The sequence below is a fragment of the Pseudomonas sp. DTU12.1 genome (assembly GCF_009873475.1).
GTDB classification, from domain to species: Bacteria; Pseudomonadota; Gammaproteobacteria; order Pseudomonadales; family Pseudomonadaceae; genus Aquipseudomonas; species Aquipseudomonas proteolytica.
Genome location: NZ_CP045254.1, coordinates 2586172 through 2611204, shown reverse-complemented (window position 1 = coordinate 2611204; position 25033 = coordinate 2586172). Strand labels below are relative to the sequence as shown.

The 25033-nt window shown below is 61.5% G+C and carries 15 protein-coding genes; 6 read left to right on the top strand and 9 right to left on the bottom strand.

What is annotated here, in order from left to right:
• Nucleotides 1–42 precede the first annotated feature (42 nt).
• Nucleotides 43–1989 carry a hypothetical protein gene (locus GDV60_RS11405; RefSeq protein ID WP_159907219.1) on the bottom strand — a complete coding sequence of 649 codons (1947 nt, stop codon included), beginning with the start codon at nucleotides 1987–1989 and terminating at the stop codon, nucleotides 43–45.
• A 238-nt stretch (nucleotides 1990–2227) separates the two neighbouring features.
• Here GDV60_RS11405 and GDV60_RS11400 point away from each other — a divergent pair, with 238 nt between their 5' ends.
• The 4 genes from GDV60_RS11400 (at nucleotide 2228) to GDV60_RS11385 (ending at nucleotide 8241) form a co-directional block, all read left to right on the top strand.
• A complete protein-coding gene (locus tag GDV60_RS11400) occupies nucleotides 2228–2512 on the top strand; it encodes a hypothetical protein (RefSeq protein WP_104912147.1) in 285 nt (94 codons plus the stop codon).
• A 250-nt stretch (nucleotides 2513–2762) separates the two neighbouring features.
• Nucleotides 2763–4004, top strand: coding sequence for an exonuclease SbcCD subunit D C-terminal domain-containing protein (locus GDV60_RS11395; protein WP_159907217.1), 1242 nt, complete (start codon nucleotides 2763–2765; stop codon nucleotides 4002–4004).
• Nucleotides 4001–7639, top strand: a complete 3639-nt coding sequence (locus GDV60_RS11390) for an AAA family ATPase (RefSeq protein ID WP_133714518.1) — start codon at nucleotides 4001–4003, stop codon at nucleotides 7637–7639. The genes GDV60_RS11395 and GDV60_RS11390 overlap by 4 nt, the downstream gene beginning before the upstream one ends.
• A complete protein-coding gene (locus GDV60_RS11385) occupies nucleotides 7636–8241 on the top strand; it encodes a glutathione S-transferase (RefSeq protein WP_133714519.1) in 606 nt (201 codons plus the stop codon). Before GDV60_RS11390 ends, GDV60_RS11385 begins: the two co-directional genes overlap by 4 nt.
• Nucleotides 8242–8436: 195 nt before the next feature.
• On the opposite strand, the gene GDV60_RS11380 is transcribed toward GDV60_RS11385, so the two are convergent.
• The 3 genes from GDV60_RS11380 to GDV60_RS11370 all read right to left on the bottom strand — a co-directional run bounded on the left by GDV60_RS11380 (nucleotide 8437) and on the right by GDV60_RS11370 (nucleotide 10216).
• A complete protein-coding gene (locus GDV60_RS11380; protein ID WP_092235762.1) occupies nucleotides 8437–8616 on the bottom strand; it encodes a hypothetical protein in 180 nt (59 codons plus the stop codon).
• A gap of 162 nt (nucleotides 8617–8778) precedes the next feature.
• The gene (locus GDV60_RS11375) at nucleotides 8779–9942 is read right to left on the bottom strand and encodes a lactonase family protein (RefSeq protein WP_159907215.1); all 1164 of its coding nucleotides are present in this window, start codon (nucleotides 9940–9942) and stop codon (nucleotides 8779–8781) included.
• Nucleotides 9929–10216, bottom strand: a complete 288-nt coding sequence (locus GDV60_RS11370; protein ID WP_092235756.1) for a DUF5629 family protein — start codon at nucleotides 10214–10216, stop codon at nucleotides 9929–9931. Before GDV60_RS11370 ends, GDV60_RS11375 begins: the two co-directional genes overlap by 14 nt.
• Nucleotides 10217–10369: 153 nt before the next feature.
• On the opposite strand from GDV60_RS11370, the gene GDV60_RS11365 reads away from it, so the two are divergent.
• Nucleotides 10370–15019: a hypothetical protein gene (locus tag GDV60_RS11365; protein WP_159907213.1), complete on the top strand. Its 4650-nt coding sequence runs from the start codon at nucleotides 10370–10372 to the stop codon at nucleotides 15017–15019.
• Nucleotides 15020–15770: 751 nt separating this feature from the next.
• Here GDV60_RS11365 and GDV60_RS11360 read toward each other — a convergent pair.
• Entirely contained in the window at nucleotides 15771–18146 is a 2376-nt protein-coding gene (locus GDV60_RS11360) for an RND family transporter (RefSeq protein WP_029292848.1), read from the bottom strand.
• Nucleotides 18147–18161: 15 nt separating this feature from the next.
• Nucleotides 18162–19202, bottom strand: a complete 1041-nt coding sequence (locus tag GDV60_RS11355; RefSeq protein ID WP_169877999.1) for a YCF48-related protein — start codon at nucleotides 19200–19202, stop codon at nucleotides 18162–18164.
• Nucleotides 19203–19632: 430 nt separating this feature from the next.
• On the opposite strand from GDV60_RS11355, the gene GDV60_RS11350 reads away from it, so the two are divergent.
• On the top strand, nucleotides 19633–20748 hold the full coding sequence (locus tag GDV60_RS11350) for a Gfo/Idh/MocA family protein (RefSeq protein ID WP_159907209.1): 1116 nt from the start codon (nucleotides 19633–19635) through the stop codon (nucleotides 20746–20748).
• Nucleotides 20749–21099: 351 nt separating this feature from the next.
• On the opposite strand, the gene GDV60_RS11345 is transcribed toward GDV60_RS11350, so the two are convergent.
• The 3 genes from GDV60_RS11345 to GDV60_RS11335 are packed head-to-tail and all read right to left on the bottom strand — an operon-like array spanning nucleotide 21100 to nucleotide 25031.
• Nucleotides 21100–22803, bottom strand: a complete 1704-nt coding sequence (locus GDV60_RS11345; RefSeq protein WP_154907401.1) for an AMP-binding protein — start codon at nucleotides 22801–22803, stop codon at nucleotides 21100–21102.
• Nucleotides 22804–22833: 30 nt separating this feature from the next.
• Entirely contained in the window at nucleotides 22834–24132 is a 1299-nt protein-coding gene (locus GDV60_RS11340; protein ID WP_159907207.1) for an acetyl-CoA C-acetyltransferase, read from the bottom strand.
• Nucleotides 24129–25031 carry a MaoC/PaaZ C-terminal domain-containing protein gene (locus GDV60_RS11335; RefSeq protein ID WP_029292860.1) on the bottom strand — a complete coding sequence of 301 codons (903 nt, stop codon included), beginning with the start codon at nucleotides 25029–25031 and terminating at the stop codon, nucleotides 24129–24131. The genes GDV60_RS11340 and GDV60_RS11335 overlap by 4 nt, the downstream gene beginning before the upstream one ends.
• Nucleotides 25032–25033: the final 2 nt, after the last annotated feature.

Genomic DNA, 25033 nt, shown 5'->3' with positions numbered 1-25033 from the left:
AATAACGGAAGCCGTAGAGCGCCGTCCAAAACATACACCCCCTTAACCGGCCGGGTCATACAACTCATCTGTTACATTCGCTCCGCCGCCCCAGACAACATACGTTCCATTTGTTCGCCTGGCTGCAAATGCTGAGGGCGATCTTGAGCCGGTAGGATAATAGGGCGGCATAAACTTCAGAGCGTAAAGTCCACTCACATCACCTCTCAAATATTCCTGAAGCGCTTCCGGAACTTCCCCTGCATCCAGATAAGCATTACCACCACCAAATACGGAAACCACCCCACCAACAAAACCTTGTGTGCTAATTACGCCATAGGCCCCATTCGTGCAGCGCACATCCGTTATTTGACTGGCCATCAGGACTTGCCGGGTAGCCGGTGGAATAGCTCCACCTCCTAGGGTTTGGCCCCAAGAAAACAGGTCCTTGGTTCGCCCATCGGACTCCTTCGCAACCATGAAAAAGCTGGAGTCATTAGAGTAAAGACTGATGATGCCATTAGGTGTGACAATTTCACCTAAATTGGCACCAGGGGTAGCACTTGGATCACATTCTGCTCTGTGGCGCGTCGGTGACCGTTGTTGTTGATACCAATCATTGATCCGCATATCTTTGAAGAGTGCTTCAATGCGATTCTTTTCAACGCTTTTTTCAAATACTTTCCCAGCGTCGTTTTCGTCGTCAGAACACTCGTGACCGGAAAGTCCACCATAACCCGATGCGCCCCAAGATTCAGACAGCCCGGAGTTATTGAACATGGTAAAGGCCCACGCAGAGCCTTGGCATAAAAGAATATTGCCTCCGGCAGCGAGTCTTCGTGCAGCTTCGGTCATGGTTCCTCCGTAGCTTGCCGCCCCCCAACTTATCGCTCTTCTGCGCAATTTCGTCACAGCGCAGAAAGCATTGCGATTGGCAACGACCTGTTCAACACCATCCTGATCAAGAATGTAAGTCAAGTCCTGGGCAGAAATTTCCCCGCCGTTAGCCGCGTCGCCCCAAGTCACGACGTGCTTGATTTCAGGGTCATTGATGACTTGCGGACCAATCGCGCAAAACGCACCGGCTGTGCTGATAATCCGCTCAACCTTCATCGTCCTTAAGTAATTCTGAGCATTTAAAGAAATAACTCCTCCGCCCGCAGCCTGACCCCAAGCATAGACAGTTCCCCTGTAAGTCAATACCGCAAACGCGGTTTCCGTCGCATAGATTGCCTTAGGCGGATCGAACAGCAGATTCCTCTGAATATCATCTGGGACCACTCCGCCGTTCGCGGCATTGCCAAATGCGCCGATCGTATTTTTTCCAGGCGCCGGATTGTCATAAATAAAGGCGACCGCCGTACGATTGCTATACACATACTTAATATTATTCAAGTCCAGCTGCGGGGGAATATTAGCCATATTAGTCCCCCACAACAACAGGCGCTTAGTACTGCCCAACACGGGTACCAGTGCACCAAAGTCTCGCTCGGTCGAAAACATACGCGTGGCTGGATTATTTTTCAGGTATTGGCGTATTTCTTGCGGGGGATCACCCGCATGATCAGCACGCCCTCTGATATGAACACTTTGCGTTTTCCCGTCAGTCAGTGAAAAGGCCTGTGCGCTAGCGACAAACACTCTATCTTTAGGATCTGGCACATAATAAGAACAATGACCCCGCTGGGAAACAAAGCTATTACGATGCTCTTCGTCGGTAATATTCTGATAACCATCAGAGATCTCTATCTCCGGCGAGAAGGTTTCTATACCAATGTCACCACTCTCATCCATTGGTGTTACCGAAAACCTGATTTTTGCTCCACTGAGGGATGCCTGTATTTGAAAGTCAAGGCTTTTAGCCTCTATAAAGGAAGCTCCATCTATATACCATCTATATATAGAGTTCTGCTCGGGAATATCATTAACGTAAAAGTAACTACCGCGGACCACTGCACCCGCAACGGCCTCACCGATAATCGTTACATGAGTTGCCACAGGAATTGACATAAGATAGACCTCCAGACATTAGAATATCTACAATCAGCAACCGGACTCAGTGGTCGCGTGAATAAATAGCTAGTATCAACGCTCAAGAACTAGCCTTTGCCCGCTCCATTCGTAATGAAGCTAAATCACGTCGTGGTGTAGGCAAGTACTAACAGTAAGCGCTGCCGAAAAATCACTGTCTACTGTCATATCTGACAGGTAAGTCGACCACTCGTCTGATAATCGGAGTCTTCAATAAATGAGCGCATTCGAAAAAACGCCGCACTGTGCCTATAAAAAGATAGGACTGGCACCTGGGCCAAATCCTCCACGGCCAGGGACGCGACTTCAAGCACGCCTGAGTGACGACTACCTGCGTGGTATCGGCCAGGCACATGAATGGTTCATTGCCGCCGCCAACGTCAAAAAAACGGGACAGATCTATTTAAAAGACCTGTCCCGTTTTCACTTCATTAGACACACCAAAATTCGACTGACACGCCGCCATCGCAGCATCGGTATCTACACAACTTTCAGGCACTGACGAACTCCCTGTGGCGAGCGGGCGATGCGGCGTTCCGACAAGCCCGCTCGCCTCAGGGTATCCAGTTTGATGCGCGACGGCACTACTTCGAAGAAGTAGTGGGGCCTCCCACATTTGCTTTGTGTAGCCCTGAAGACAAGGCGGTGTGTCAGCTGGCAGTTTTTTCAACTGACCCACCGCCTTCTCAGGCACGCCAGCGCCTACACAGGTAAACTCCTCCCCTCTTTACCTCTTCCCCACGGAGTTCGCCTTGCGTCTGTTCCACACCTCCGACTGGCACCTTGGCCAAAACCTCCACGGCCAGGAACGCGACTTCGAGCACGCCTGTTTCCTCGATTGGCTGCTGGGCCAACTGAAACTGCATGGCCCCGATGCGCTGCTGATCGCCGGCGACATCTTCGACACGGTCAACCCGCCGCTCAAGGCTCAGGAGCGCCTGTATGACTTCATCATCAGCGCCCATGAACAAAACCCGACGCTGACCATCGTGATGATCGCCGGCAACCACGATTCCGGCTCGCGCATCGAACTGCCTGCGCCGTTGATGCGCCGTTTGCGTACCCATGCGCTGGGCCGCGTGTTGTGGCTGGACGATGGGCAATTGGATGCCGAGCGCCTGCTGATCCCGTTGCCGGATGCCAAAGGCAAGATCGCCGCGTGGTGCCTGGCATTACCGTTCTTGCGCCCGGCAGAAGTGACCGGTGCGCACCTGGGTGACGACTACCTGCGCGGCATCGGCCAGGTCCATGAATGGCTGATTGCCGCTGCCAACGCCAAACGCAAAAAAGGCCAGGCGCTGATTGCCATCAGCCATGCGCATATGGCCGGTGGTTCGGTATCGGAAGACTCCGAGCGCAGCCTGATCATCGGCAATGCCGAGGCGCTGCCGGCCAACCTGTTCGACAAGAGTGTCGGCTATGTTGCCCTCGGCCATTTGCACAAGCCGCAAAAGGTGAATGGCGAAGAGCGGATTCGCTACAGCGGCTCACCGATCCCGCTGTCGTTCTCCGAAATCGGCTACAAGCACCAGATTCTCGACGTGACATTCCAGGGCCAAATGCTGGTCAGCGTCGAACCCCTCCTGATTCCCCGCGCGGTCAACCTGCAACGCCTGGAAGCCGCGCCTTTGGCCGATATCCTCAAGGCCCTGGCCGATCTGCCGGATATCGACCTGCTCGCCGAAACCCAGCGCCACCCTTGGCTCGAAGTGCGGGTGCGCCTCGACGAGCCGCAACCGGACCTGCGCCAGCAAATCGAAACGGCCCTGCTGGGCAAGGCGGTGCGCCTGGTGCGCATCGCCGCCGAGTACGCCGGCCAACGCGGCAGCGACGGCAGTGACGAAGACACCCTGATCGAACTCGACCAGCTCACCCCCCAGGAACTGTTCAGCCGCGCCTGGCAAGACAGCTATGGCAGTGAAGTGGATGAACAGACCCTGAAGGATTTCGCCGTGCTGCTCCAGGACGTGCAACAGGAGGGCGAACAGCCATGAAGATCCTCGCCATCCGCCTGAAAAACCTCGCCTCGCTGGCCGGGCCATTCGAGATCGACTTTACCGCCGAGCCCCTGGCCAGCGCCGGGTTGTTTGCGATTACCGGACCCACCGGCGCCGGTAAAAGCACCTTGCTCGACGCCCTCTGCCTGGCGCTGTTTGGCGCCGTGCCACGCCTGGGCGATACCGGCCAGGCGAAAATGCCCGATGCCGATACCGATATCTCCATCGGCGACCCACGCACCCTGATCCGGCGTGGCACCGGTGGAGGTTATGCCGAGGTCGACTTTATCGGCGTCAACGGGCGCCGCTACCGTGCGCGCTGGGAAGCCAACCGCGCCCGGGACAAGGCCAGCGGCAAGCTGCAACACAGCCGCCAGAGCCTGATCGACCTGGACAGCGAACAACTGCTGGCCAGCCAGAAAACCGAATACAAGACCCAGCTGGAACTGGCCCTGGGCCTGAATTTCGAGCAGTTCACCCGGGCTGTGCTGCTGGCGCAAAGTGAGTTCAGCGCGTTTCTCAAGGCCAACGACAACGAGCGCAGCGAACTGCTGGAAAAACTCACCGACACCGCGCTCTACACCCAGCTGGGGCAGCGCGCGTTCGTCAAGGCCCGGGAGGCCAAGGACGCCCACAAGCTGCTGCAGGACCAGGCCACAGGTGTCACGCCGCTGCCGGCGGAGGCCCGCGCCGAGCTGGATCAGCAGTTGAGCGCGGCTCAGCAACAGCTCAAGACCCAGCAGACCCAGCTCAAGCAGTTGGAACAGCAACACACCTGGCTCAAGGAACTGCGCGAGTGGCAAGAGCGCCAGCACAGTGCGATCGAGCAACTGCAACAGGCCGAACAGGCGTGGCACAGCCAGGGCCCGCAACGCCTGGACTTGAGCCGCCTGGAGCAACTGGCGCCGCAGCGTCATCATTTTGCGCGGCACAGCGAGTTGACCGGCCAGTTGGAGCCCCTGGCCGCGCAGATCCGCCAGCACCTAGAGCAGCAGACAGCCCTGCACGCGCGTCAGGAACAACTGCAGCAGCAACAAGCCAGCGCGCACGGCGCCTTGGCCGTGGCCCTGCAGCAACAGACCGAGGCTGCGCCGTTGCTGCGCCAGGCCTTCGAGGAACACAGCACCCTCGCCCGCCTGACCCGCGAGCTGGCCCAAAGCAGCGAGCAACTGCAGCTAGGGCAAACCGCCTGCACCGAGGGCCAGGCCAGCCTGGATGCCCTGCACACCCAGCAACAGCAGGTTGCCAGCCGCCTGCAACAACTGGCCGCACAACTTGAACGCAGCGCCGCCCTCGCGCCCTTGAGTGATGCCTGGAACGCCTACCGCGACCGCCTGCAGCAACTGATGCTGATCGGCAATCGCCTGAACAAAGGCCAGGCCGAACTGCCGCAGCTTGAGGAACGGGCCAACCGCGCCAGCGAGCAATGGACCCAACAGCGCACTGCTCTGGACCTGCTGTACCAGGAGGCCGGCGCCGAACCCCAGGCCGTGGCCGAGCAGATCCAATTGCTCGACAGCCTGCTCAAGGACAATCGCAAGCAACAACGGGCCTTCGAGGAATTGACGCGGCTCTGGGACAGCCAGCAGCAATTGGACCAGCAACAGCAGGAACTGGCCCGCAAGCAAGCCACCGCCCAACAACAGCGCGAGCAACTGAACCAGACCGGCCTGCAAGCCAAGGCCGAGCTGGCGGTGGCCGAGCAGACCCTGAGCGTGACCAAGCAGTTGCTGGAACGCCAGCGCCTGGCGCGCAGTGCCAGTGTCGAAGAGTTGCGTGGGCAATTGCAGGATGAGCAGCCCTGCCCGGTGTGCGGCAGCGTCGAGCATCCGTATCACCAGCCCGAAGCCCTGCTGCACAGCCTCACGCGCCATGATGAAAACGAAGAAGCCCGTGCGCAGCAAGCCGTCGATAGCCTCAAGGAAAAGCTCACCGAACTGCGCGGTGAAGTCGGCGGTTTGATCGCCCAGCAAAAGGAGTTCCTGCAACAACAGGAACAACTGACGAGCCAGCTCCAGGCCCTGGCGCCGAGCCTCGAAGCCCATCCGTTGAGCGCCGCCCTGTTCAACCAGGACAGCGGCAAACGCAGCGTCTGGCTGGCGCAGCAACTGGGCCAGCTCAACCAGAGCATCACCCAGGACGAACAGCGCCAGGGCGCCCTGCTCAACCTGCAACAAAATGCCGGGCGCCTGCAGCAGCAGTTGCAAGCCGCCCAGGACGCCAGCCAGCAAGCCCGCCAACAACTGATCGACCAGCAACGGGAACTGGCCAGCGACCGCGAACGCCTGGACGAAGAACTCAATGCCTTCACCAGCCTGCTACCGGCCGAGACCCTGGCCGGCCTGCGCACGGAGCCAGCGGCAACGTTCATGCTCCTGGACCAGCAGATCAGCCAGCGCCTGGAGCAGCTTGGCTACCAGAAGGATGAACTGGCCGAGCAACAACAACGCCAGCAAGCCATCGAAAAAGACCAGGACCGCCAGCAACATCGCCAGCAACAGTTGGCCGTGCTGCAGCAGCAGTTGACCGAGCTGACCCGCCAACAGCAGGCCGCCCAGGAAAAACTCAGCGCGCTGCTGGGCGCACATAGCAGCGCCGAGCACTGGCAGCAGCAACTCGAGCAGGCCGTGGAACAGGCCCGCCACAGTGAGACCCAGGCCAATCAACAGTTGCAGGAAACCCGCAACGAGCTGATCCAACTGGCCGCCGACCTCAAGTCCCGCCAGGAACGCCAGCAAGCCCTGGACACCGAACTGCAGGCGCTGCAAGGGCGTATCAGCGACTGGCGTGCTCAGCATCCGGAGTTGGACGACACAGGCCTGGCCCATCTGTTGGCCTTCGACGAGGCCGGCGTCAACCAGCTGCGCCAACAGGTGCAGCACAGCGAAAAGGCCATCGAACAGGCCAAGGTCCTCCTGCAGGAACGCGAGCAACGCCTCAAGGACCACCAGGCCTTGCACAATGGCAACCTCGATGCCGAACAGCTGGACAGTGCCCTGGCCGATCTCAACCAGCAATTGGACAGCGGTGAAAAACACTGCGCCGAACTGCGCGCCCAACAAGCCGAAGACCAGCGACGCCAGGACGCCAACCAGACACTGGCGCTCACCACCGCCAAGGCCTATGAAGAGTGGCAGCGCTGGGCCCGGCTCGATGCGCTGATCGGTTCGGCCACCGGCGACAAATTCCGCAAGTTTGCCCAGGCCTACAACCTCGACCTGCTGGTGCACCACGCCAACGTGCAACTGCGTCAACTGGTGCGCCGCTACCGCCTCAAGCGCGGCGGCAGCATGCTGGGCCTGCTGGTGCTGGACACAGAGATGGGCGATGAACTGCGCTCGGTGCACTCGCTGTCCGGTGGCGAGACGTTCCTGGTCTCCCTGGCCCTGGCGCTGGGGTTGGCGTCGATGGCCTCCAGCACCTTGAAGATCGAGTCGTTGTTTATCGACGAAGGCTTCGGCAGCCTGGATCCCGAATCCTTGCAACTGGCGATGGACGCCCTTGACGGCCTGCAGGCCCAGGGGCGCAAGGTGGCGGTGATCTCCCACGTGCAGGAAATGCACGAGCGCATCCCCGTGCAGATCCAGGTCAAGCGCCAAGGCAATGGCTTGAGCACCCTGGAGGTGAAGTGAGCGAGGCACTGCTGTATTCGTTTCGCCGCTGCCCGTACGCCATGCGCGCACGCATGGCGCTGCGCTATTGCGCGGTGGCGGTAGAGATTGTCGAGGTCAGCCTCAAGGCCAAGCCGGCCGAAATGTTGGCGCTCTCACCCAAGGGCACGGTGCCGGTGTTGAATGTGGGCGGCCAGGTGATCGACGAGAGCCTGGCGATCATGCGCTGGGCGCTGGCGCAGAACGACCCCGAGGACTGGTTGCTCAAGGATGATCCCGCGGCGCAGGGGCTGATGGCAGGGTTGATTGAAGAAAATGACCTGGTCTTCAAGGTGCACTTGAATCGCTATAAATACGCCGAACGTTATCCAGCGCAGCCGATGGAACACTATCGCGCCGAGGGCGAAGTATTTTTGCGCAGGCTGGAGGCGTTGCTGGCGCAGCGCGACTACTTGCTGGCCGATCACCTGAGCCTGGCCGATGTGGCGCTGGCACCGTTTGTGCGGCAGTTTGCCCATGTGGATCGGGAGTGGTTTGCTGGCGCGCCTTATCCGCGTTTACAACAGTGGCTGGAGCGGTTTTTGGCGTCGGCACTGTTTACCGGGGTCATGGCCAAGGGCTGAGCCTGTGGTCAGGAGAGCTTTTTGTGGTGATGGGGCCTTTTGTGGCGAGGGGGCTTGTCCCCCGCTGGGCTGCAAAGCAGCCCCAAAACCAGCCCCCTCGGTGTGCCTGATACTACTCGGCAGTCCTTACTGGGGCTGCTGCGCAGCCCAGCGGGGGACAAGCCCCCTCGCCACAAAAAGCCCCCTCGCCACAACTCAGGACTGGACCTTGTGGTCCAGAGCCGCATAGAAGTTGGCACTTTGCTGCAGGTATTTCTGGGTGTAGGCGCTGGTGCTGGATTTTTTGCTGCTGATTTCCACGCTGGCGCTGGCTGGCAAGGCAACGGTGGCGGAAACGGCGGAAGCGGCGATGATCGAGAAGAGATTGAAGTTCATGGCGGTAACCCTTGTGTTCGGTTGGTCAGGTGGCCCGTGGAGGCCTTGGAACCCAACTTACGCCGAGGGGGTTGAACGCAGAAATGCTTTGAAACAGTAGCTGTTATCACCACGATTAATACAACACCACAGGCCCCGAACCACGGAGCCTGTGGCGGATTGTCACATCAGGAACTTGAGGTCGCTGGGCGCATCGATCGCCAGTTTCTGCACGGTTTTACCCAACAGGCCGGTCTGGGTATCGCGTTCGATTACCACGATCTGGTTGCTTTTCTGGTTGGCGACCAACAGGAACCTGCCGCTTGGATCGAGGCTGAATTCACGGGGGTGATCGCCTTCCACGGAGCGGCGCTGGATTTCCTTCAACCGGGCTGTCGCCGGGTCGATGCTGTAGACCAGCAACGTGTTGGCCGTGCCCCGGTTGCTGACATACAGGAACTTGCCGTCGGCAGAGGCATGCAACGCCGCGCCGGCCTTGTCCGACGTCGGTTGCCCGGCAGCCATGTCCACCAGTTGGGTTCGGGTCAGTTGGCCGTCCTGATAGTCGAAGACGGCAATCTGCGCGCTCATCTCCATGGTCAGCCAGGCGTGTTTGCCGTCGGCGCTGAACAGCAGGTGACGTGGACCGCTGCCCGCCGGCAGCTCTACCACGGCCGCCGGCACCAGTGGGCGCTCGGGATTGGCCTTGGGGTCATAGCGATAGACAAAGGTCTTGTCGGCCCCCAGATCATTGGCAAACACATACTTGCCATCGGGCGAAGACACCACTGAATGCACATGGTTGGACGCCTGGCGCTCGGGGTTGACCCCACTGGCGGGATGGGCACTCAGTTGCACCGGTGCCGCCAGCCTGCCCTCGGCATCTACGGGCAGGATCGCCAGGCTGCCACCCGGATCTTCCAGCACGCTGTAGTTGGCCACGAACAGAAACCGGCCATCGGCTGCCAGGCTGGAGTGAGTCGGTTCGTTGCCCAGGCTCTGCACCTGATTGATAAGGTGCAACTGGCGGCTGTCCGGGTCGATGCGGTAGCTGCTCACGCGCCCGACCGTGTCCTGCTGGCCGGGGCCGTTTTCATTGACCACGAACAGGCGCTTGCGGTCGCTGGACACCGTCAGCCACGACGGGTTTTGCGTCTTCGCGGCCAGCACCGCAGGGCCGGCGAAGTGCCCGGTGCGGCTGTCGAACTGCACCCGATAGATACCTTCGCTGGCACCTGCGGTGTAGCTACCCACCAGCAGTTCGTGGGTCTGGGCCGGCGCGGCCTGGACTGACATCGCCCCCACACTGCCGGCCATCAGCAAAGGCCAGAATTTACGCATCAGCATCGTCTTCATCCTCGTCGTGGTTGCTGCCACTGATCCCACTCATGCACACCAGGCGGTGCTGGCCCGAGTCGCTAGTGAGGGTCCAGCTTTGCAAGGTTTCATCGAAGACGGCGGCCAATACCTGTTCTGGAGTAAAGCGCCAGTGCTTCTTGTCCCGGCCATCTATGCACTCAATGTGCAAGCACCCTTCCAGCTTGAAATCAAAGGTATACAGGCCATCGATTTCGAGCATGTTGCAGGTTTCAAGGGCGGTGGGCAGGTTAACGGCAGTCATCACAATCAGTCATCTGTTGGAAAAAAACAGATGATAGGCCAATCCCTGGCTTCTTTCTCGTTCCACGTGGGGTTGGGGTAGCCCGCTACCACCTCTGCCCCGACGACAACCGCCACTGTTGGGGTCTATCAACCCCACAGAACGGAATCTGCCATGCCCCCTGTTTCCCTGGCCGCCCAGGCTGTCAGCCAGCAATTTGCCAGCCGTCAGCCGCTCGCCACCGCCGTCCAGGCACTGTTGCAGCGCAACCTCAGCGAGCGTTACCCCAACCTGGTCTTTGATCTGCAGCAAATCCAACTTGCCGAGCCACAACCCAGCCGCAGCTGGCAGTTCAAGCCACTGATGAGCGTGGTTCAGGACTATTTGGGCCGTGGCGCGGACCTGGACTTCAGCGAACGTCACGGGCTGTTGCCTTACCTCTCGCAGACGCCACCCAAGCGCTTGAAGCTGCCCGAACTCAATCAGAACATCGACATGCAGGTGATCGAAGGGCTGATCCGCGAGCTGCCCGCCCTGCTGCCCATCGCCTTGCAAGACGCGCTGGTCGATGACTGGAATGCCAGTGGCCCCAGTGGCGTCACTCGCTGGCGCTGGCTCGGCGATTGGCTGATGAACACCCTGCGCACCAGCGGCCTGAAGCAGTCGGGACTGGACGCGGCCTCGCGGCAAACCCTCGACCAGCTCGTGAGTTTTCCCGAACGCGCCCAGCGCATCGCCCGCCACGGTGAGCAGGCGGTGATTGCCTACAGCCTGGAGACGGTGGTGGAACACAACGGGCAAACCACCCGCCTGTTGTCGGAGTATCTGCTCCTGACGCGCCCCATCAATGGCCGGGCCCCGGTGCTGCTGTGTGCGCCCAACGGGCATGTCGAGTGCTTTGCCTCCATGGGCGAGTTCAATACCGCCTGGAGCCAGCGCCTGGATGCACGCTTTGTGGCGCAGACCCTCACCACCCACCGCTACGAGCCGCAGGGTTCGATCTTCGAGCATCAGGCCAGCCTGCTGCTCAATCAACAACTGGAACACCTCGCCGCCCTCAAGCTGCCCCTGGGCAAGGACTGGCGCAGCCTGCAAACCCTGTACACCGAACTCACGGAGCCGGCGCTTTACTTCCTTGATGCCGACCAAACCCCCTACGCCCACCTGGACAGCCTGCGCGCGCACGTACCGGAGCCTTTGCGCCGCGCCACGCCCTCGGAGCGTTACCGCTATAGGCAATTAAGCCTGGAGCTGGCCAGCGCGCAGCAGCGCGCCGGCGATGAAACTTACCTGAGCGGCATCGACGACCTGCGCACCTATACGGTCAACGCCTTGCAGCGTGAGTTACGGCGAGTGGCCGCCCAGGCGCAGGCCCCCTTGACCACCCTGCCCCACCCCGATGAGGTGATGCTGACCTTTACCGTCGCCGCGGGCTATCCCGGTGGGGCCGGCATTGTCGAACGGCTGCCCATCAGCCTTACAGACCTGGCGATCCGCAACCTCGCCGCACGCCCCAGCGGCCAGGTGGCGCTCACTCACCGCCTGGCACACACCCTGCCGGCCTGGCTGACCACCGATGCGGTGATGGGCAGTGATGGCCTGATCGAGCGGGTCGACATTGGCAAGCACTATCCCCTGCTGCTCAAGGACGCACTGCTGAGCGACAGCCCCGAGGCGCTGCGGCGCGAACGGCTGTTCAGCGAGCATCAGGTGCTGCAATTGCCGCTGCTGGCCTTGGAGCTGAGCCTCAAGCACGAGCTCGGCATCAGCGCAGAAGGCGCACGCATGGTCGCCGCGCTGATGCAGCCCGACCCCAGCAACCAGCACGTCGACCAGCGCCCCGTGGTGATCCGGCACCTGGCCCTGCTGCGCAGTCCCAATGCGGCAGCAGACAAAGTCGAGAACATGTACCTGATCGAATACCAGGACATTTCCCCAGGCCCGCTGTTGCTGTACCGGCCGCTCTACGCCACGTCCTTGCAGCAATACCCCAGCCGCGCGGCGCTGTTCGAGGCCATGGCGCAGCCCGGCGCATTGCAGGCCAGTGTGCTGACGTGGCTGTCGGACAGTGCGCGACCGATCTACGATCACGGAGGGTTCCGCGAGCCCCACTATCTGCGGTTTGGCCTGGGCAGCGAGTTCGCTCCGGTACGCACGCCGCCACCGGCAACCCTGGGCAGCGATGGGATCAATGACGAGTTGCAACAGTGCCTGGTGACCGGGCGGCTGATGCAGTACCTGTTCAGCGAGCATAGCCGCGCCCTGGTCGACCAGGCCGAACGTGAATCGACCTCCAACCGTGAGAGCCGTTGGCAAGTGTTGATGGAGGGCGCCAGCCTGTTGTTCGGCAGCCTGCTGCAAGGCTTGCGCGGCCCGGCGATGCTCGTGGGTTGGTTGCTGACGATGACTGCCAGCTTCACCCAGGCCATCCAGACCATCGTCAGCGGCGACACCAGCGCCAAGGAGCAGGCAACGATCGATCTGTTGCTCAACGTCGCGATGTTGCTGCTGGACTTTGCGCCGGCAAAGGCTTGGTCAAGCCTCGATCTGACGCTCAGGCAGCAAGCCCTGAGCACATCGCTGCGGCGCCGTGAAAGTGACGCATGGCCCGTGCCGCCTGCAGCGCAGGTGCGCCAGGGCACGGTAGGACTGCCGGGGGAAATGGCACGCGGCGACAATGCCGCGCTGGATTTCAGCTTCACCCAGGCCCGTCATCGCCTCACCCCCAACCAGCTGTCACGCCTGCAGGCCTTCAAAGTTGACGCGCCTCCCAAACTGCCGGCGCCGCAATCGAGCGGGCCATACAAAGGCTTGTATACGGTCGAGGACCGCTGGTACGCCGTGGTCAATGGCGACCTGTATCGGGTCAGCCTGGAGGATGATGCCAGCGTGGTGCTTGTCGATGCTGCCGACAGCTCGCGGCGCGGCCCTTATCTGTGGGTCGATGAACGTGGGGCCTGGACAGTCGATACGCGGTTGCGCCTGCGCGGCGGCATGCCGCCCAAACGCATCGCTGCCGAACGCCAGCGCAAGGCGCAGCGCATCGAGGCGCTGACCGCTGCTTATCAGCGCATGCAGTTGCGCCAGCGGGCCTTGATCGCCGCCACGGACCAGGCGCAGCAGGCCATGCTGAACCTGGAACAACTGCCCCGGCCCAACGAGGTGCAATTGGCCAATGCCCGCCGGCATTTCGACGCCACACTCAACGAGGAAACCACCGAGTATCAACAGATCCTCGATAGCCTCAAGGAACGGGAGGAGCTGCGCATCTCGCCACCGCTCAAAGACACCCTGGTGCTCCTGGAAAACACCATCAAAAATAGCCGTAAACACGTGATCATCGCGGAAAAGGATCGGCTGGCGCTGTACCGCACCTATCAGCGTTTTGGCATCGAGGGCCCCGCGTTGTCGCTGGCGGTGCTGCGCGATCAAGCGGGCTATCAGCAGTTCCTCGTGCACTTGCTGGAGATCAACGAGCGCACCATCCATTGGCTCGAACTGCAGGAGCGTTTGCTGGAGCAATTATTCGGCCTGGGCACCAGTGGCGCTGCCGTGTACGAGCGCCTGACCGAGGGCCGGCCGAACGAAATCACCGCCCTGGCCGTCAAGGACCTGCAGATCCGCGGTTTGAAGCGCATGATCGTCAAGGACTTTGCCCACCCGTTGTTCAACGCCCTGGACAGTATCGTCTCGCCCTTGCAGCAACATGTACGCACCCACGGTGAGCTCAACAGCCTGGAGCTTTCAGCGGGCGATCGCCTGAGTGTGCTGGAGAGCCTGATGGAGCACTACGGCAGCGCATTGGACGGCCTGCGGGGGTTGAACATTGTCGATGCCGAAGTGCTCGACCCGATGTACACCGGCAAGCTCATCGGGGTGATCGAGGCGCTTTACCAGAACGCCGCCCAGCGCCTGGCCAACGAAGTCAAACCCATTGCGCAACCTGCAAGGCGCCCACCCAAGCGTCCCCCCGTCAGCGCCGGAAGGCCGGTGAAAAGGGTCATAAAAACCCAGAGAAAAGGCACGTTTATCGGCCAGGTCAGCTCCGTCGGCAGCCTGGAAGTGGTGGAGGTACGAGACGAGGTCAGCAACCAGTTGCTGGGCATGTACTCGCAGCGTGGCGACGAATGGGTCGAGTTTATCGAGGCCCCACCGCCGGCGCCGGCCCTTACCACCCGTGCCGTCAGCGTCGTCAAGGGCGAGGCGCGCAAGTTACTGAAAATGCTGGACGACCACCTGCGCCGGGCCGAGGACTACCGGAAAATCTCCCGGCATCCGCAAGAGGTGGAAGAGGTGCTGCAGTACGAGGCTTCGCGCTACGACAAACTGGCCAGCGAGCTGGACCGGGCGATCCAGGCCCAGGCCGAAAGCGCGCGCATCGCCGCCGACCAGAAGCTGGCCAGCGACCTGCACCTGGCGTCAGCGCGCTTGAGCACCCGAGGCCAGGCGCTGCGCCGCCAATTATGCCTGGAACTGCCGCCGAACCACGGCAACCTGGAGTACCTGATCACGCAAGGCCAGGTCAGCGTGGCGAAACTGGGCGAGCGTCTTCAATTGAGCGGTGAGCGACGGGACTTCATCCAGGAATACGCGATCAACGACAATGCAGGTTACCCGGTGTGGTACGCGCACTTTCACTACCCCGCCGCGACTACCCCCAAGACCGAGTACAGCACCGCGCACTTGAAAACCCGCGAGCAACGCCGGCAAAACTACTACACCCTGCTGGACAAAGCGCAAGGCACCCAGGCGGTGGTAGACATACACCGTGGGTTGATTGGCAAGGCGTTGGCTGAGCGTTGGTTTCTGTCGTTCGAGCGATAAACCCTGGCTATGCAGTCGCATAGGGCCGCCGTGGCGAGCGGGCTTGCCCCGCGCTGGGCTGCAAAGCAGCCCCAGTAGGTCAAATGCGGTATGACAGATACACCGCAGCGCTGGGTTTTAGGGCTGCTGCGCAGCCCAGCGCGGGGCAAGCCCGCTCGCCACAGTTTTTGTGCATTGAGCTGCTGGACAAGGCGCAAGGCACCCAGGCGGTGGTAGACATACACCGCGGGTTGATTGGCAAGGCGTTGGCTGAGCGTTGGTTTCTGTCGTTCGAGCGATAAACCCTGGCTATGCGGTCGCACAGAGCTGCTGTGGCGAGCGGGCTTGCCCCGCGCTGGGCTGCAAAGCAGCCCCAGTAGGTCAAATGCGGTATGACAGATACACCGCAGCGCTGGGTTTTAGGGCTGCTGCGCAGCCCAGCGCGGGGCAAGCCCGCTCGCCACAGTTTTTGTGCATTGAGCTGCTGGACAAGGCGCAAGGCACCCAGGCGGTGGTAGATATACCCCGCGGGTTGATTGGCAAGGCGTTGGCTGAGCGTTGGTTTCTGTCGTTCGAGCGATAAACCCTGGCTTTGTGGTCGCATAGGGCCGCCGTGGCGAGCGGGCTTGTCCCGCGCTGGGCTGCGCAGCAGCCCCAGTAGGTCAAATGCGGTATGACAGATACACCGTAGCGCTGGGTTTTAGGGCTGCTGCGCAGCCCAGCGCGGGGCAAGCCCGCTCGCCACAGTTTATGGGACCCACGGGGCTGCTGATCAGTGGGCAAACAACGAGTTACCCTTCTGGCCCGCGAGTTTCTCGGGTTTGATCAGGAACCGCGCCAGTGCCGGCAACAGCCACAGTGCGCCAAACATGTTCCACAGCAGCATGAAGGTCAGCATCAGGCCCATGTCAGCCTGGAACTTGATCGCCGAGAAGATCCAGGTGCACACGCCGATTGCCAGGCACAGGCCGGTGAACAACACGGCTTTACCGGTGGACTTGAGCGTCTGGTAGTAGGCTTCCTGCAACGGTAGGCCGGCACGCAGGAAACTTTCCAGGCGGCTGTAGATATAGATGCCGTAGTCCACACCAATCCCCACGCCCAGCGCCACCACCGGCAAGGTCGCGACCTTGACGCCGATGCCCATGAACGCCATCAGCGCGTTGCCCAGCACCGAGGTCAGCACCAGCGGCAGCACGATGCACAAGGTCGCCGCCCAGGAGCGGAAGGTGATCATGCACATGGTCGCCACGCACAGGTAGACCAGGATCAGGATGGTCAGCTCGGCTTCCTTGATCACCTCGTTGGTGGCCGCTTCGATCCCGGCGTTACCCGCGGCGAGGATAAACTCCAGGCCGTCCTTGTTGTTTTCCTTGGCAAACTCCTGCACCGCATGCACCGCGCGGTCGAGGGTCTCGGCCTTGTGGTCGTTGAGGAACACCAGCACCGGCGCCAGGGAGCAATTGTTGTTGTACAGGCCGTCTGCACGGGCGATGGAGTTGTTCAGCACATCCGGGTTGCGCGACAGGGTTTCCCATTTCAGGTTGCCCTCGTTCATACCCTTGATCATCTGCTTGGACACGGTCACCAGGGAGATCGCCGACTGCACGCCCTCGGTGTTCTGCATCTTCCACATCAACTGGTCGATGGGCGCCATGGCTTCGTAGCGCGAACAGCCTTCAGCCTTGGTCTTGACCATCACCACCAGCACATCGGAGCTGGTGGAGTAGTTGTTGATGATGAAGTTGTTGTCTTTGTTGTAGCGCGAGTCCGGACGCAGTTCCGGGGCACCCTGGTCAAGGTCGCCGATCTTCAGGTTCTGGCTGTACCACAGGCCGCCACCGAAGGCGACCAGGGCCAGGGCAATGGAGATGGGTGCAACTTTGGGGCTGGCGAAGTTCGACAACAGGCGCCAGAACGGATGGTCGCGGTTGGCGTCTTTCTTGCTCTTGGCGATCGCACGCTTGCTGATGCCCACATAGGAAATCGCTACCGGCAGCAGGATCAGGTTGGTGAACACGATCACCGCCACACCGATGGAAGCGCCGATGGCCAATTCACGGATCACGCCGATATCGATGATCAGCAGGGTGATGAAGCCCACCGCATCCGCGAGAATCGCGATCATCCCCGGCAGGAACAGTTGCCGGAACGTGCGCCGCGCCGCTGTCAGGGCGTTGTCGGCCTCGCTGGATTGCAGGGCGATGCCGTTGATCTTCTGTACGCCGTGGGAAATGCCGATGGCGAAGATCAGGAACGGCACCAGCATGGAATACGGATCCAGGCCGAACCCGAAGAAGTGCATCAACCCCAGTTGCCAGACCACGGCCACCAGCGTCGTGATCAACACCGCGACCGTGCTGCGCAGGCAGTTGGTGAACCACAGCAGCAGCACCAGGGTAATCACGAACGCGATACCGAAGAACAGCACCACCATGATCAGGCCGTCGATCAGGTCACCGACTTTCTTGGCAAAGCCAACGATATGGATCTGGACGTTGGGGTTCTGCTCCTGGAACTTGGTGCGGATCTTGTCTTCCAGTTCGTGGGAAAACTTCTGGTAGTCCAAGGCCAGCAACTTGCCCTGGTCCTGCGGGTCCGGGTAGGACTCCAGCAACGGGATATCGACGATGCTCGACTTGAAGTCGTTGGCCACCAGGCGCCCGACCTGGCCGGACTTGAGCACGTTGTTGCGCAACTGGTCGAGGCTTTCCGGCGAGCCGTTGTAGCTCTGCGGGATCACTTCACCGCCGGCAAAGCCTTCTTCGGTCACTTCAGTCCAGCGCACGCTGGGGCTCCACAGGGACTTGAGGCCGGAGCGGTCAACGCCGGAGATGTAGAACACCTCGTCGTTGATCTGGCGCAGGGTCTCCATGTACTCCTTGCTGAAGATGTCACCGTCCTTGGCTTCCACCGAGATACGCACGGTGTTGCCCAGGTTTGCCAGGTCGTTGCGGTGTTCCATCATCTTTTCGATGAAGGGGTGCTGCAGCGGGATCATTTTTTCGAAGCTGGTGGAAGGCCGGATCAAGGTGGCCTGCCAGAACAGGAAAATGCTCACCAGCAGGCAGATCACGATCACTGCCGGGCGGTTGTTGAAGATCAGGCGCTCAAGAAAGGTCGCTTTATCGTTGTGATGACTGCTCATTCTATCCCCGCCTTCTTATTGTTTTTTGCGTTCGGCGCCAGTTGGCTCGGCGACGCGTACGCCACCCTGCCCCACCAGAATCAAGTCGCCGTTGCCCGCCGCCGTCACCGCCGACAGTGAAATACGGTCCGGGCGGTTGAATACGCTGAACGTCAGGCCATCGTCGTGGCTGACCACCACGCTGCCACCGTTGCCGACCACCACCAGGGTGCCGTCGTCGAGCAGGGTCGCGCCCGACAGGCCAAATTCCAGGGTGCCACGGGCGGCCTTGAGCTCCACCGGCATCCAGGTGTCACCAAAATCGGTGGAGCGGAACAGGTTGCCGCGCAAGCCGTAGGCCAGCAGGGTCTTGGGCTGCGCGGTGCCGATCACGCCAAACAGCGAACCCTCGTAGGGGCCTTCGAGTTTTTCCCAGGTCTGCCCCTCGTCGCTGGAGCGGAACATGCTGCCCTGCTCACCGACGATGAACAGGCCGGCATCCTTGACCTGGGCGATGGCGTTGAGGTGGTACTGGTCTTCGTTGTCGAGGCGGTCGCTGACATCGGTCCAGGTCTTGCCCGCGTCGGTGGTCTCGATCAGCGCACCGTAGGCGCCCACCGCAAAGCCGTGGTTGGGGTCGTTGAAGAGTACGTCCAGCAGCGGCGCTTCACGGCTGAGGTCTTTGAACTGCTCAGTCCAGGTGGCCCCGGCATCGGTGCTGGCGAGGATCTTGGCGTCATGCCCCACCGCCCAACCGTGCTGCTCGTCGATAAAAAACACGGCCGTGAGCAGTTGCCGGGTCGGCACCTTGGCTTGCACCCAGGTGGCGCCCTGATCATCGGAATAAAGGATATGCCCGCGATCACCGACCGCCACCAGGCGTTTGCCGGCGTGCACGACGTCGATCATCAGGCCTTTTTCGGCCCTTGGCGATTCAATGGCAAATACCGCAGGTTCTGCGGCTTCGGTTGCAGCCTGGGCAGCCGTCGACAACGCGACAACCCCCAGCAGCGAGAGCGCTGTAGCCAGCACCGCGACCTTGCGCGATGCGAGCGGGCGGCAAAAACCCACACCCATGACAGGCTCACTCATAGACCTTTCTCCCATTTATTATTGTTAGGTCGTAACACCTTCCAGGGTGTTCGCAGTGCGCAAACCTGCAATCTAGAGCCCCTTGAGGAAGCAGGGGCCATCCTATCGGGCTTTCGAATCGTCTGACAATCGGCGCTACGTTATCTTTTGTTAACTGAAGGCCTTTTGCCTGCTGGCTGAATATAGCCGCATTCGCCGAAATGATGACTTCGTACATTTCTCTGTAGGAGCGAGCTTGCTCGCGAAAACCCTCAGGGCACCTCGGGGGGCCTGGAGCCCCGCGTCATCGTTGGCGACCTTCGCGAGCAAGCTCGCTCCTACATGGTGATAATATTTATATTCCACATATTGATGATTAAGAATTTTTATTCTATTAATTGCCTTCCTGAAAATAACAATCAAAAGGACCATCGCCATGCGCGCACTTGGAATCGGCCTGATCGGTACAGGCTTCATGGGCCGTGCCCACGCACTGGCGTTCAATAACGCCCGTACGGTATTTGATTTGCCCTTCAACCTGACGCTGGCGGCCCTGGCCGATGCCGACACCGAGCGCGCGCAACGCTGCGCCAGCGCCTGGGGGTTCGCCAAGGCCCATGGCGACTGGCAACAACTGATCGATGACCCGCAAGTGGACCTGGTGGCCATCACCACCCCCAATCACCTGCACTACCCCATGGCCATGGCTGCACTGGCGGCGGGCAAGGCGGTGTATTGCGAAAAGCCCCTGGCCGTGAGCCTGGAACAGGCCGACGCCATGCGCTGCGCCGCCCGTGAGGCCGGGGTGGTGACGCGGGTCGGCTACAACTACCAGCACAACCCGATGATCGTCCTGGCGCGGCAGATGATTGAAGCGGGCGAATTGGGGCAGATCATCAGTTTCCAGGGCGAGTTCAGTGAAGACTTCATGGCCGACCCGGCCTCGCCGTGGTCATGGCGCTGTGAAGTGGGACATGCTGGCGGCGCCCTGGCGGACCTCGGTAGTCATCTGCTGGCGATGGCGCGGTATCTGGTGGGCGATATCACGCACGTTTGTGCCGACAGCCAGACGGTCCACGGTCAACGACCTGCCAGCCCTGGCAGTAGCGAGAGGCGGCCGATCGAGATCGACGACCAGGTGCATGCCTTGCTGCGCTTTGCCAACGGCGCGCGCGGGACCGTCAGCAGCAGTTGGCTAAAGCGTGGCTACAAGAACCATTTGAGTTTCGAGATCAGTGGCACCCAAGGCACGCTGGCCTTCGACCAGGAGCGCTTGAATGAACTGCGGGTATGCCGGGCTGGCGCAGACAGTTTCCAGCGTTTACTGGCCGGCCCCGCCCTGCCCGGCTATGCCGCGTTCAGCCCGGCGGCGGGGCATCAGTTGGGGTACAACGAGTTGAAGACCCTGGAGGTGCAGGAGTTGATCATGGCACTGGCTGGGCAAGGCGCGACGGGTACTGATTTCGAGGAGGCGTGGGCAGTGGAACGGCTGGCGACAGCCATTCGCCTCGCTGCGCGGGAAGAGCGCTGGGTCAACGTGAACCAGGTCTGAATCTGCATACCCCCTGTGGGAGCGGCGGTGCGACTTGCCCGCGAAAGCGCTGGTTCAGTCACTGCTTGGGTGGCCGATGTACCGCTATCGCAGCATCGGTATCTACACAACTTTGCCGCAACACCTAAATCCAGGCAGATAGCGCAGTTGTGGCGAGCGGGCTTGCCCCGCGCTGGGCTGCGAAGCAGCCCCAATAAGCCGAATGCGTTGTACCAGATACACCGCAGCGGCTGGTTTTGGGGCTGCTTCGCAGCCCAGCGCGGGGCAAGCCCGCTCGCCACAGGGAAGATCATCAGTTTCTGAAAGTTGTGTAGATGCCTATGGCTATCGCCTGCAAGCCGGCTCCTACAGTTAGCGCAGTGCCCGGCGCAGGACCTTGCCCACGGTGGTCTTGGGCAGTTCCTCGGTGCGGAACTCGACAAACTTGGGCACCTTGTAGCCCGTCAGGTACTCCCGGCAATGGGCCAACAGTTGCTCCTGGGTCAGGTTCGGGTCGCGGCGCACTACCACAATTTTCACCTTCTCCCCGGTCACGCCATCTTCCACACCAATCGCCGCCACTTCCGCCACGCCCGGGTGCAAGGCCACCACATCCTCGATCTCATTGGGGTAAACGTTGAAGCCCGACACGAGGATCATGTCCTTCTTGCGATCCACCAGGCGGATGAAGCCCTGTGCATTCATCACCCCGATATCCCCAGTCGACAGCCAGCCCTCGGCATCCAGCACCTCGGCGGTTTCCTTGGGGCGTTGCCAGTAGCCCTGCATCACCTGCGGGCCGCGCACCTGCAGTTCGCCCTGCTCGCCAATGTCAGCCAATGCGCCGTCCTCGCGGATGAAGCGCACCCAGGTCGACGGCAATGGCACGCCGATGCTGCCGGTAAATTCCATGTCGCGCATGCGTGAGATATCGATGGGGCTGATGCTCACCACCGGCGAGCACTCCGTCAGGCCGTAACCCTCGATGATCGGCAGGCCAGTGACTTCTTTCCAGCGCTTGGCCACCGCCGTGTGGGTGGCCATGCCGCCAGCGATCACCAGGCGCAGGTCGGAAAAGTCCCGCGCACGGAACTCGGCGTTCTCCAGCAAGCCGTTGAACAATGTGTTGACCCCGGCAATCCCGTTGAAGCGCTCCTTGCGCAGGATCATCTGCACGCGCTTCACGTCCCGTGGGTTGGCGATCAGGATGTTGCGCCCGCCCAGGCACATGAACATCAGGCAATTCACCGTCAGGGAAAAGATGTGATAGAGCGGCAACAGGGTGACGTTGGTTTCTTGCTGGTTCTGATCCAGTTGATCGCCGACCCACGCCTTGGCCTGCAACAGGTTGGCGATGATATTGCGGTGGCTGAGCATCACGCCCTTGGCATCCCCGGTGGTGCCACCGGTGTATTGCAGAAATGCCAGTTCCTCGCGCGCCAGCGGCACCGGCGTGTGCGTCAGGCCCCGGCCCTGCTTGAGGGCGGTGTTGAAGCGCACCGCGCCTGGCAGGTTGAAGGCCGGCACCTGCTTTTGCACGCGACGCAGGATGAAGTTCATCGCCGCGCCCTTGAAGGTGCCGAGCAGGTCGCCGATAGCGGCAATGACCACCCGTTTGACGGTGCTGCCGGCCACGACTTTTTCCAGGGTGTGGGCGAAGTTTTCGAAGATCACCACGGTCTCGGCGCCGCTGTCCTTGAGCAGGTGCTTGAGTTCGTGGGAGGTGTACAACGGGTTGACGTTGACCACCACTGCACCGGCGAGGATGGTGCCCAGCAAGCAGATCGGGTACTGCAGGCAGTTAGGCATCATCAACGCCACGCGGTCGCCCTTGCGCACACCCTGGGCCTGCAGCCAGGCGGCAAAGGCAATGCCCTGGGCCTGCCAGGTGGCGTAGGTCATTTCGGTGCCGATGCTGACGTAGGCCACACGGTCACGGTACTTGTGCAGGTGCTCCAGGAAGACCTCGCGCAACGACGGGTAGTCCTCGATGCCGGCCTCAATGTCCGTGGGCACCCCGGGCAGGTAGGCGTTCAACCAGATCCGTTCGGTTTGTTCCTGGCTCACAGCGTTCATGGCAGTCTCCTTGTTGTTGTTTTTGTACGGCTACTTTTCAACGATGGCGGTAATGCCCAGGCCGCCGGCGGCACAGATGGAAATCAGCCCGCGCCCGCCACCACGCTGGTGGATGGCCTTGGCCAGCGCCGCCAGCTGACGACCACCGGTGGCGGCGAATGGATGACCGCAGCCCAGGGAGCCGCCGTTGACGTTCATTTTGTCGCGGTCGATGGGGCCCAGCGGCGCATCCAGTCCCAGGCGCTCACGGCAGTAATCAGGGTCTTCCCAGGCCTTGAGGGTGCACAGCACCTGGGCGGCGAAGGCTTCGTGAATCTCGAAGAAATCAAAGTCGGCAAAGCTCAGGCCCTCACGCGCCAGCATGCGGGGCACCGCATAGGCTGGCGCCATCAGCAGGCCTTCGCTGCCGTCGACGAAATTCACCGCGGCGGTCTCACCGGTGCGCAGGTACGCCAACACCGGCAGGCCGCGGGCGGCGGCCCATTCCTCACTGGCCAGCAGCACCACCGAGGCGCCATCGGTCAGGGGGGTGGAGTTACCGGCCGTGAGGGTGCCGTTCTGCCGGTCGTAGGCTGGGGCCAGGCTGGCGAGCTTCTCCAGGCTGGCATCGGCGCGCAGGTTGTTGTCGCGGGCCAGGCCGCGATAGGGGCTGATCAGGTCGTCGAAAAAGCCGTTTTTATACGCCGCGTCGAGGCGCTGGTGACTGCTGAGGGTCAATTCGTCCTGGGCCAGGCGTTTGATCTGCCAGCGCTTGGCCATTTCTTCGCAGTGCTCGCCCATGGACAAGCCAGTACGCGGCTCGCCATTGCGCGGCAGCAGCGGCTTGAAAAACATCGACGGGCGCACCTGCAACAGGCTGCGCAATTTGTTGCCCGTGCCCTTGGCGCGGTTCGCCGCCAGCAGCGTACGACGCAGGGATTCGTTGATGCCGATGGGCGCGTCGGAGGTCGTGTCGGCGCCCCCGGCAACCCCCACTTCAATCTGGCCGAGGGCGATTTTATTGGCCACCAGCAACGCCGCTTCCAGGCCGGTGCCGCAGGCTTGTTGCAGGTCGTAGGCCGGGGTCTCGGCAGACAGGGTGGTGGACAACAGCGACTCGCGGGCCAGGTTGAAATCCCGCGAGTGCTTGATCACCGCACCGGCGGCGAACTCGCCCAGGCGCAGGCCGTGGAGGTTGTAGCGGTCCACCAGGCCTTGCAGCGCGGCCACCAGCAAATCCTGGTTGCTGTCGTGGGCATACACCGTGTTGGAACGGGCAAACGGAATGCGGTTGCCGCCGACAATCGCCACCCGGCGCGTCGGGGCGGGGCTGAAGCTGTAGTCACTCATGGACGACTCTCATCAAAACGTGGATGCCAGATAAACAGGCCGCGCATATGGGGTTTGTCGCCGGCCGGGTTGCGCACCTCGAATGCACGGTGGGGGCCGTCTGCCGGGGCATTCCACAGGGCGACCTGGCCGGGCAGGAAGATCGGCAGCTTGAACTCGCAATGGGCCTCGGCCACGTCCAGCCCGCCTGGAGGTTGTTGCGCGGCCAGGGCGCGGCCCAAGGTCCACATGCCATGGGCGATGGCCCGGCGAAAGCCGAACAGGCGCGCACCGATCAGCGAGGTGTGGATCGGGTTGAAATCCCCCGACACCTTGGCAAAACGTCGCCCCAGATCCGCCGGCAGCACCCAGCGTTGAGTGCGCCGCAAGGCTTCTTCGGGCAAGGCCAGGCTGTCGCCCCAAGGCTCGCCCACCGGATTGGCCACATCCCGGCGCAGGTACAGGCTGTCGCTTTGCCACACCAACTCGCCAGCGCTGTAGGCATGGGTGGCGATGCTCAACGCCTGGCCTTTGGCATGGGCCACCCAGCGTTCGGCAAACACCTCCAGGCGCAGGGCCTGGCCTTCCTGCAGGCGCCGATGCTGACGAATGCGATTGGCCAGATGCACCATGCCGCTGGCCGGGTACGGGAAGCTCGGGCGCGTCAGCAGCATCAAGTGCAAGGGGAACGCCAGCACATGGGGATAGGACAGCGGCACGCCCTGCTCACGCCGAAAGCCACAGGCCCGGCCATAGGCGGCCATCTCATTGGCGCACAATGGCACCGCCGAGCGCACCAGGCGCTCCTTGGGCAAGCTCGGCACGCCTTCAAGCGTAGGCTTGCGCAGCGCCAGCAGGCCGTCGAGCAGCAGGCGATTGCGCGACGGTGGCGGGTCGATAATCTGCGTCACGTAGTCCATGT

Excerpts from the sequence above, each read along its gene's own strand:
- GDV60_RS11405 (WP_159907219.1), bottom strand. The coding sequence starts at position 1,989 with ATGTCAATTCCTGTGGCAACTCATGTAACGATTATCGGTGAGGCCGTT.
- GDV60_RS11400 (WP_104912147.1), top strand. The coding sequence starts at position 2,228 with ATGAGCGCATTCGAAAAAACGCCGCACTGTGCCTATAAAAAGATAGGA.
- GDV60_RS11390 (WP_133714518.1), top strand. The coding sequence starts at position 4,001 with ATGAAGATCCTCGCCATCCGCCTGAAAAACCTCGCCTCGCTGGCCGGG.
- GDV60_RS11380 (WP_092235762.1), bottom strand. The coding sequence starts at position 8,616 with ATGAACTTCAATCTCTTCTCGATCATCGCCGCTTCCGCCGTTTCCGCC.
- GDV60_RS11375 (WP_159907215.1), bottom strand. The coding sequence starts at position 9,942 with ATGCTGATGCGTAAATTCTGGCCTTTGCTGATGGCCGGCAGTGTGGGG.
- GDV60_RS11370 (WP_092235756.1), bottom strand. The coding sequence starts at position 10,216 with ATGACTGCCGTTAACCTGCCCACCGCCCTTGAAACCTGCAACATGCTC.
- GDV60_RS11365 (WP_159907213.1), top strand. The coding sequence starts at position 10,370 with ATGCCCCCTGTTTCCCTGGCCGCCCAGGCTGTCAGCCAGCAATTTGCC.
- GDV60_RS11360 (WP_029292848.1), bottom strand. The coding sequence starts at position 18,146 with ATGAGCAGTCATCACAACGATAAAGCGACCTTTCTTGAGCGCCTGATC.
- GDV60_RS11355 (WP_169877999.1), bottom strand. The coding sequence starts at position 19,202 with ATGGGTGTGGGTTTTTGCCGCCCGCTCGCATCGCGCAAGGTCGCGGTG.
- GDV60_RS11350 (WP_159907209.1), top strand. The coding sequence starts at position 19,633 with ATGCGCGCACTTGGAATCGGCCTGATCGGTACAGGCTTCATGGGCCGT.
- GDV60_RS11345 (WP_154907401.1), bottom strand. The coding sequence starts at position 22,803 with ATGAACGCTGTGAGCCAGGAACAAACCGAACGGATCTGGTTGAACGCC.
- GDV60_RS11340 (WP_159907207.1), bottom strand. The coding sequence starts at position 24,132 with ATGAGTGACTACAGCTTCAGCCCCGCCCCGACGCGCCGGGTGGCGATT.
- GDV60_RS11335 (WP_029292860.1), bottom strand. The coding sequence starts at position 25,031 with ATGGACTACGTGACGCAGATTATCGACCCGCCACCGTCGCGCAATCGC.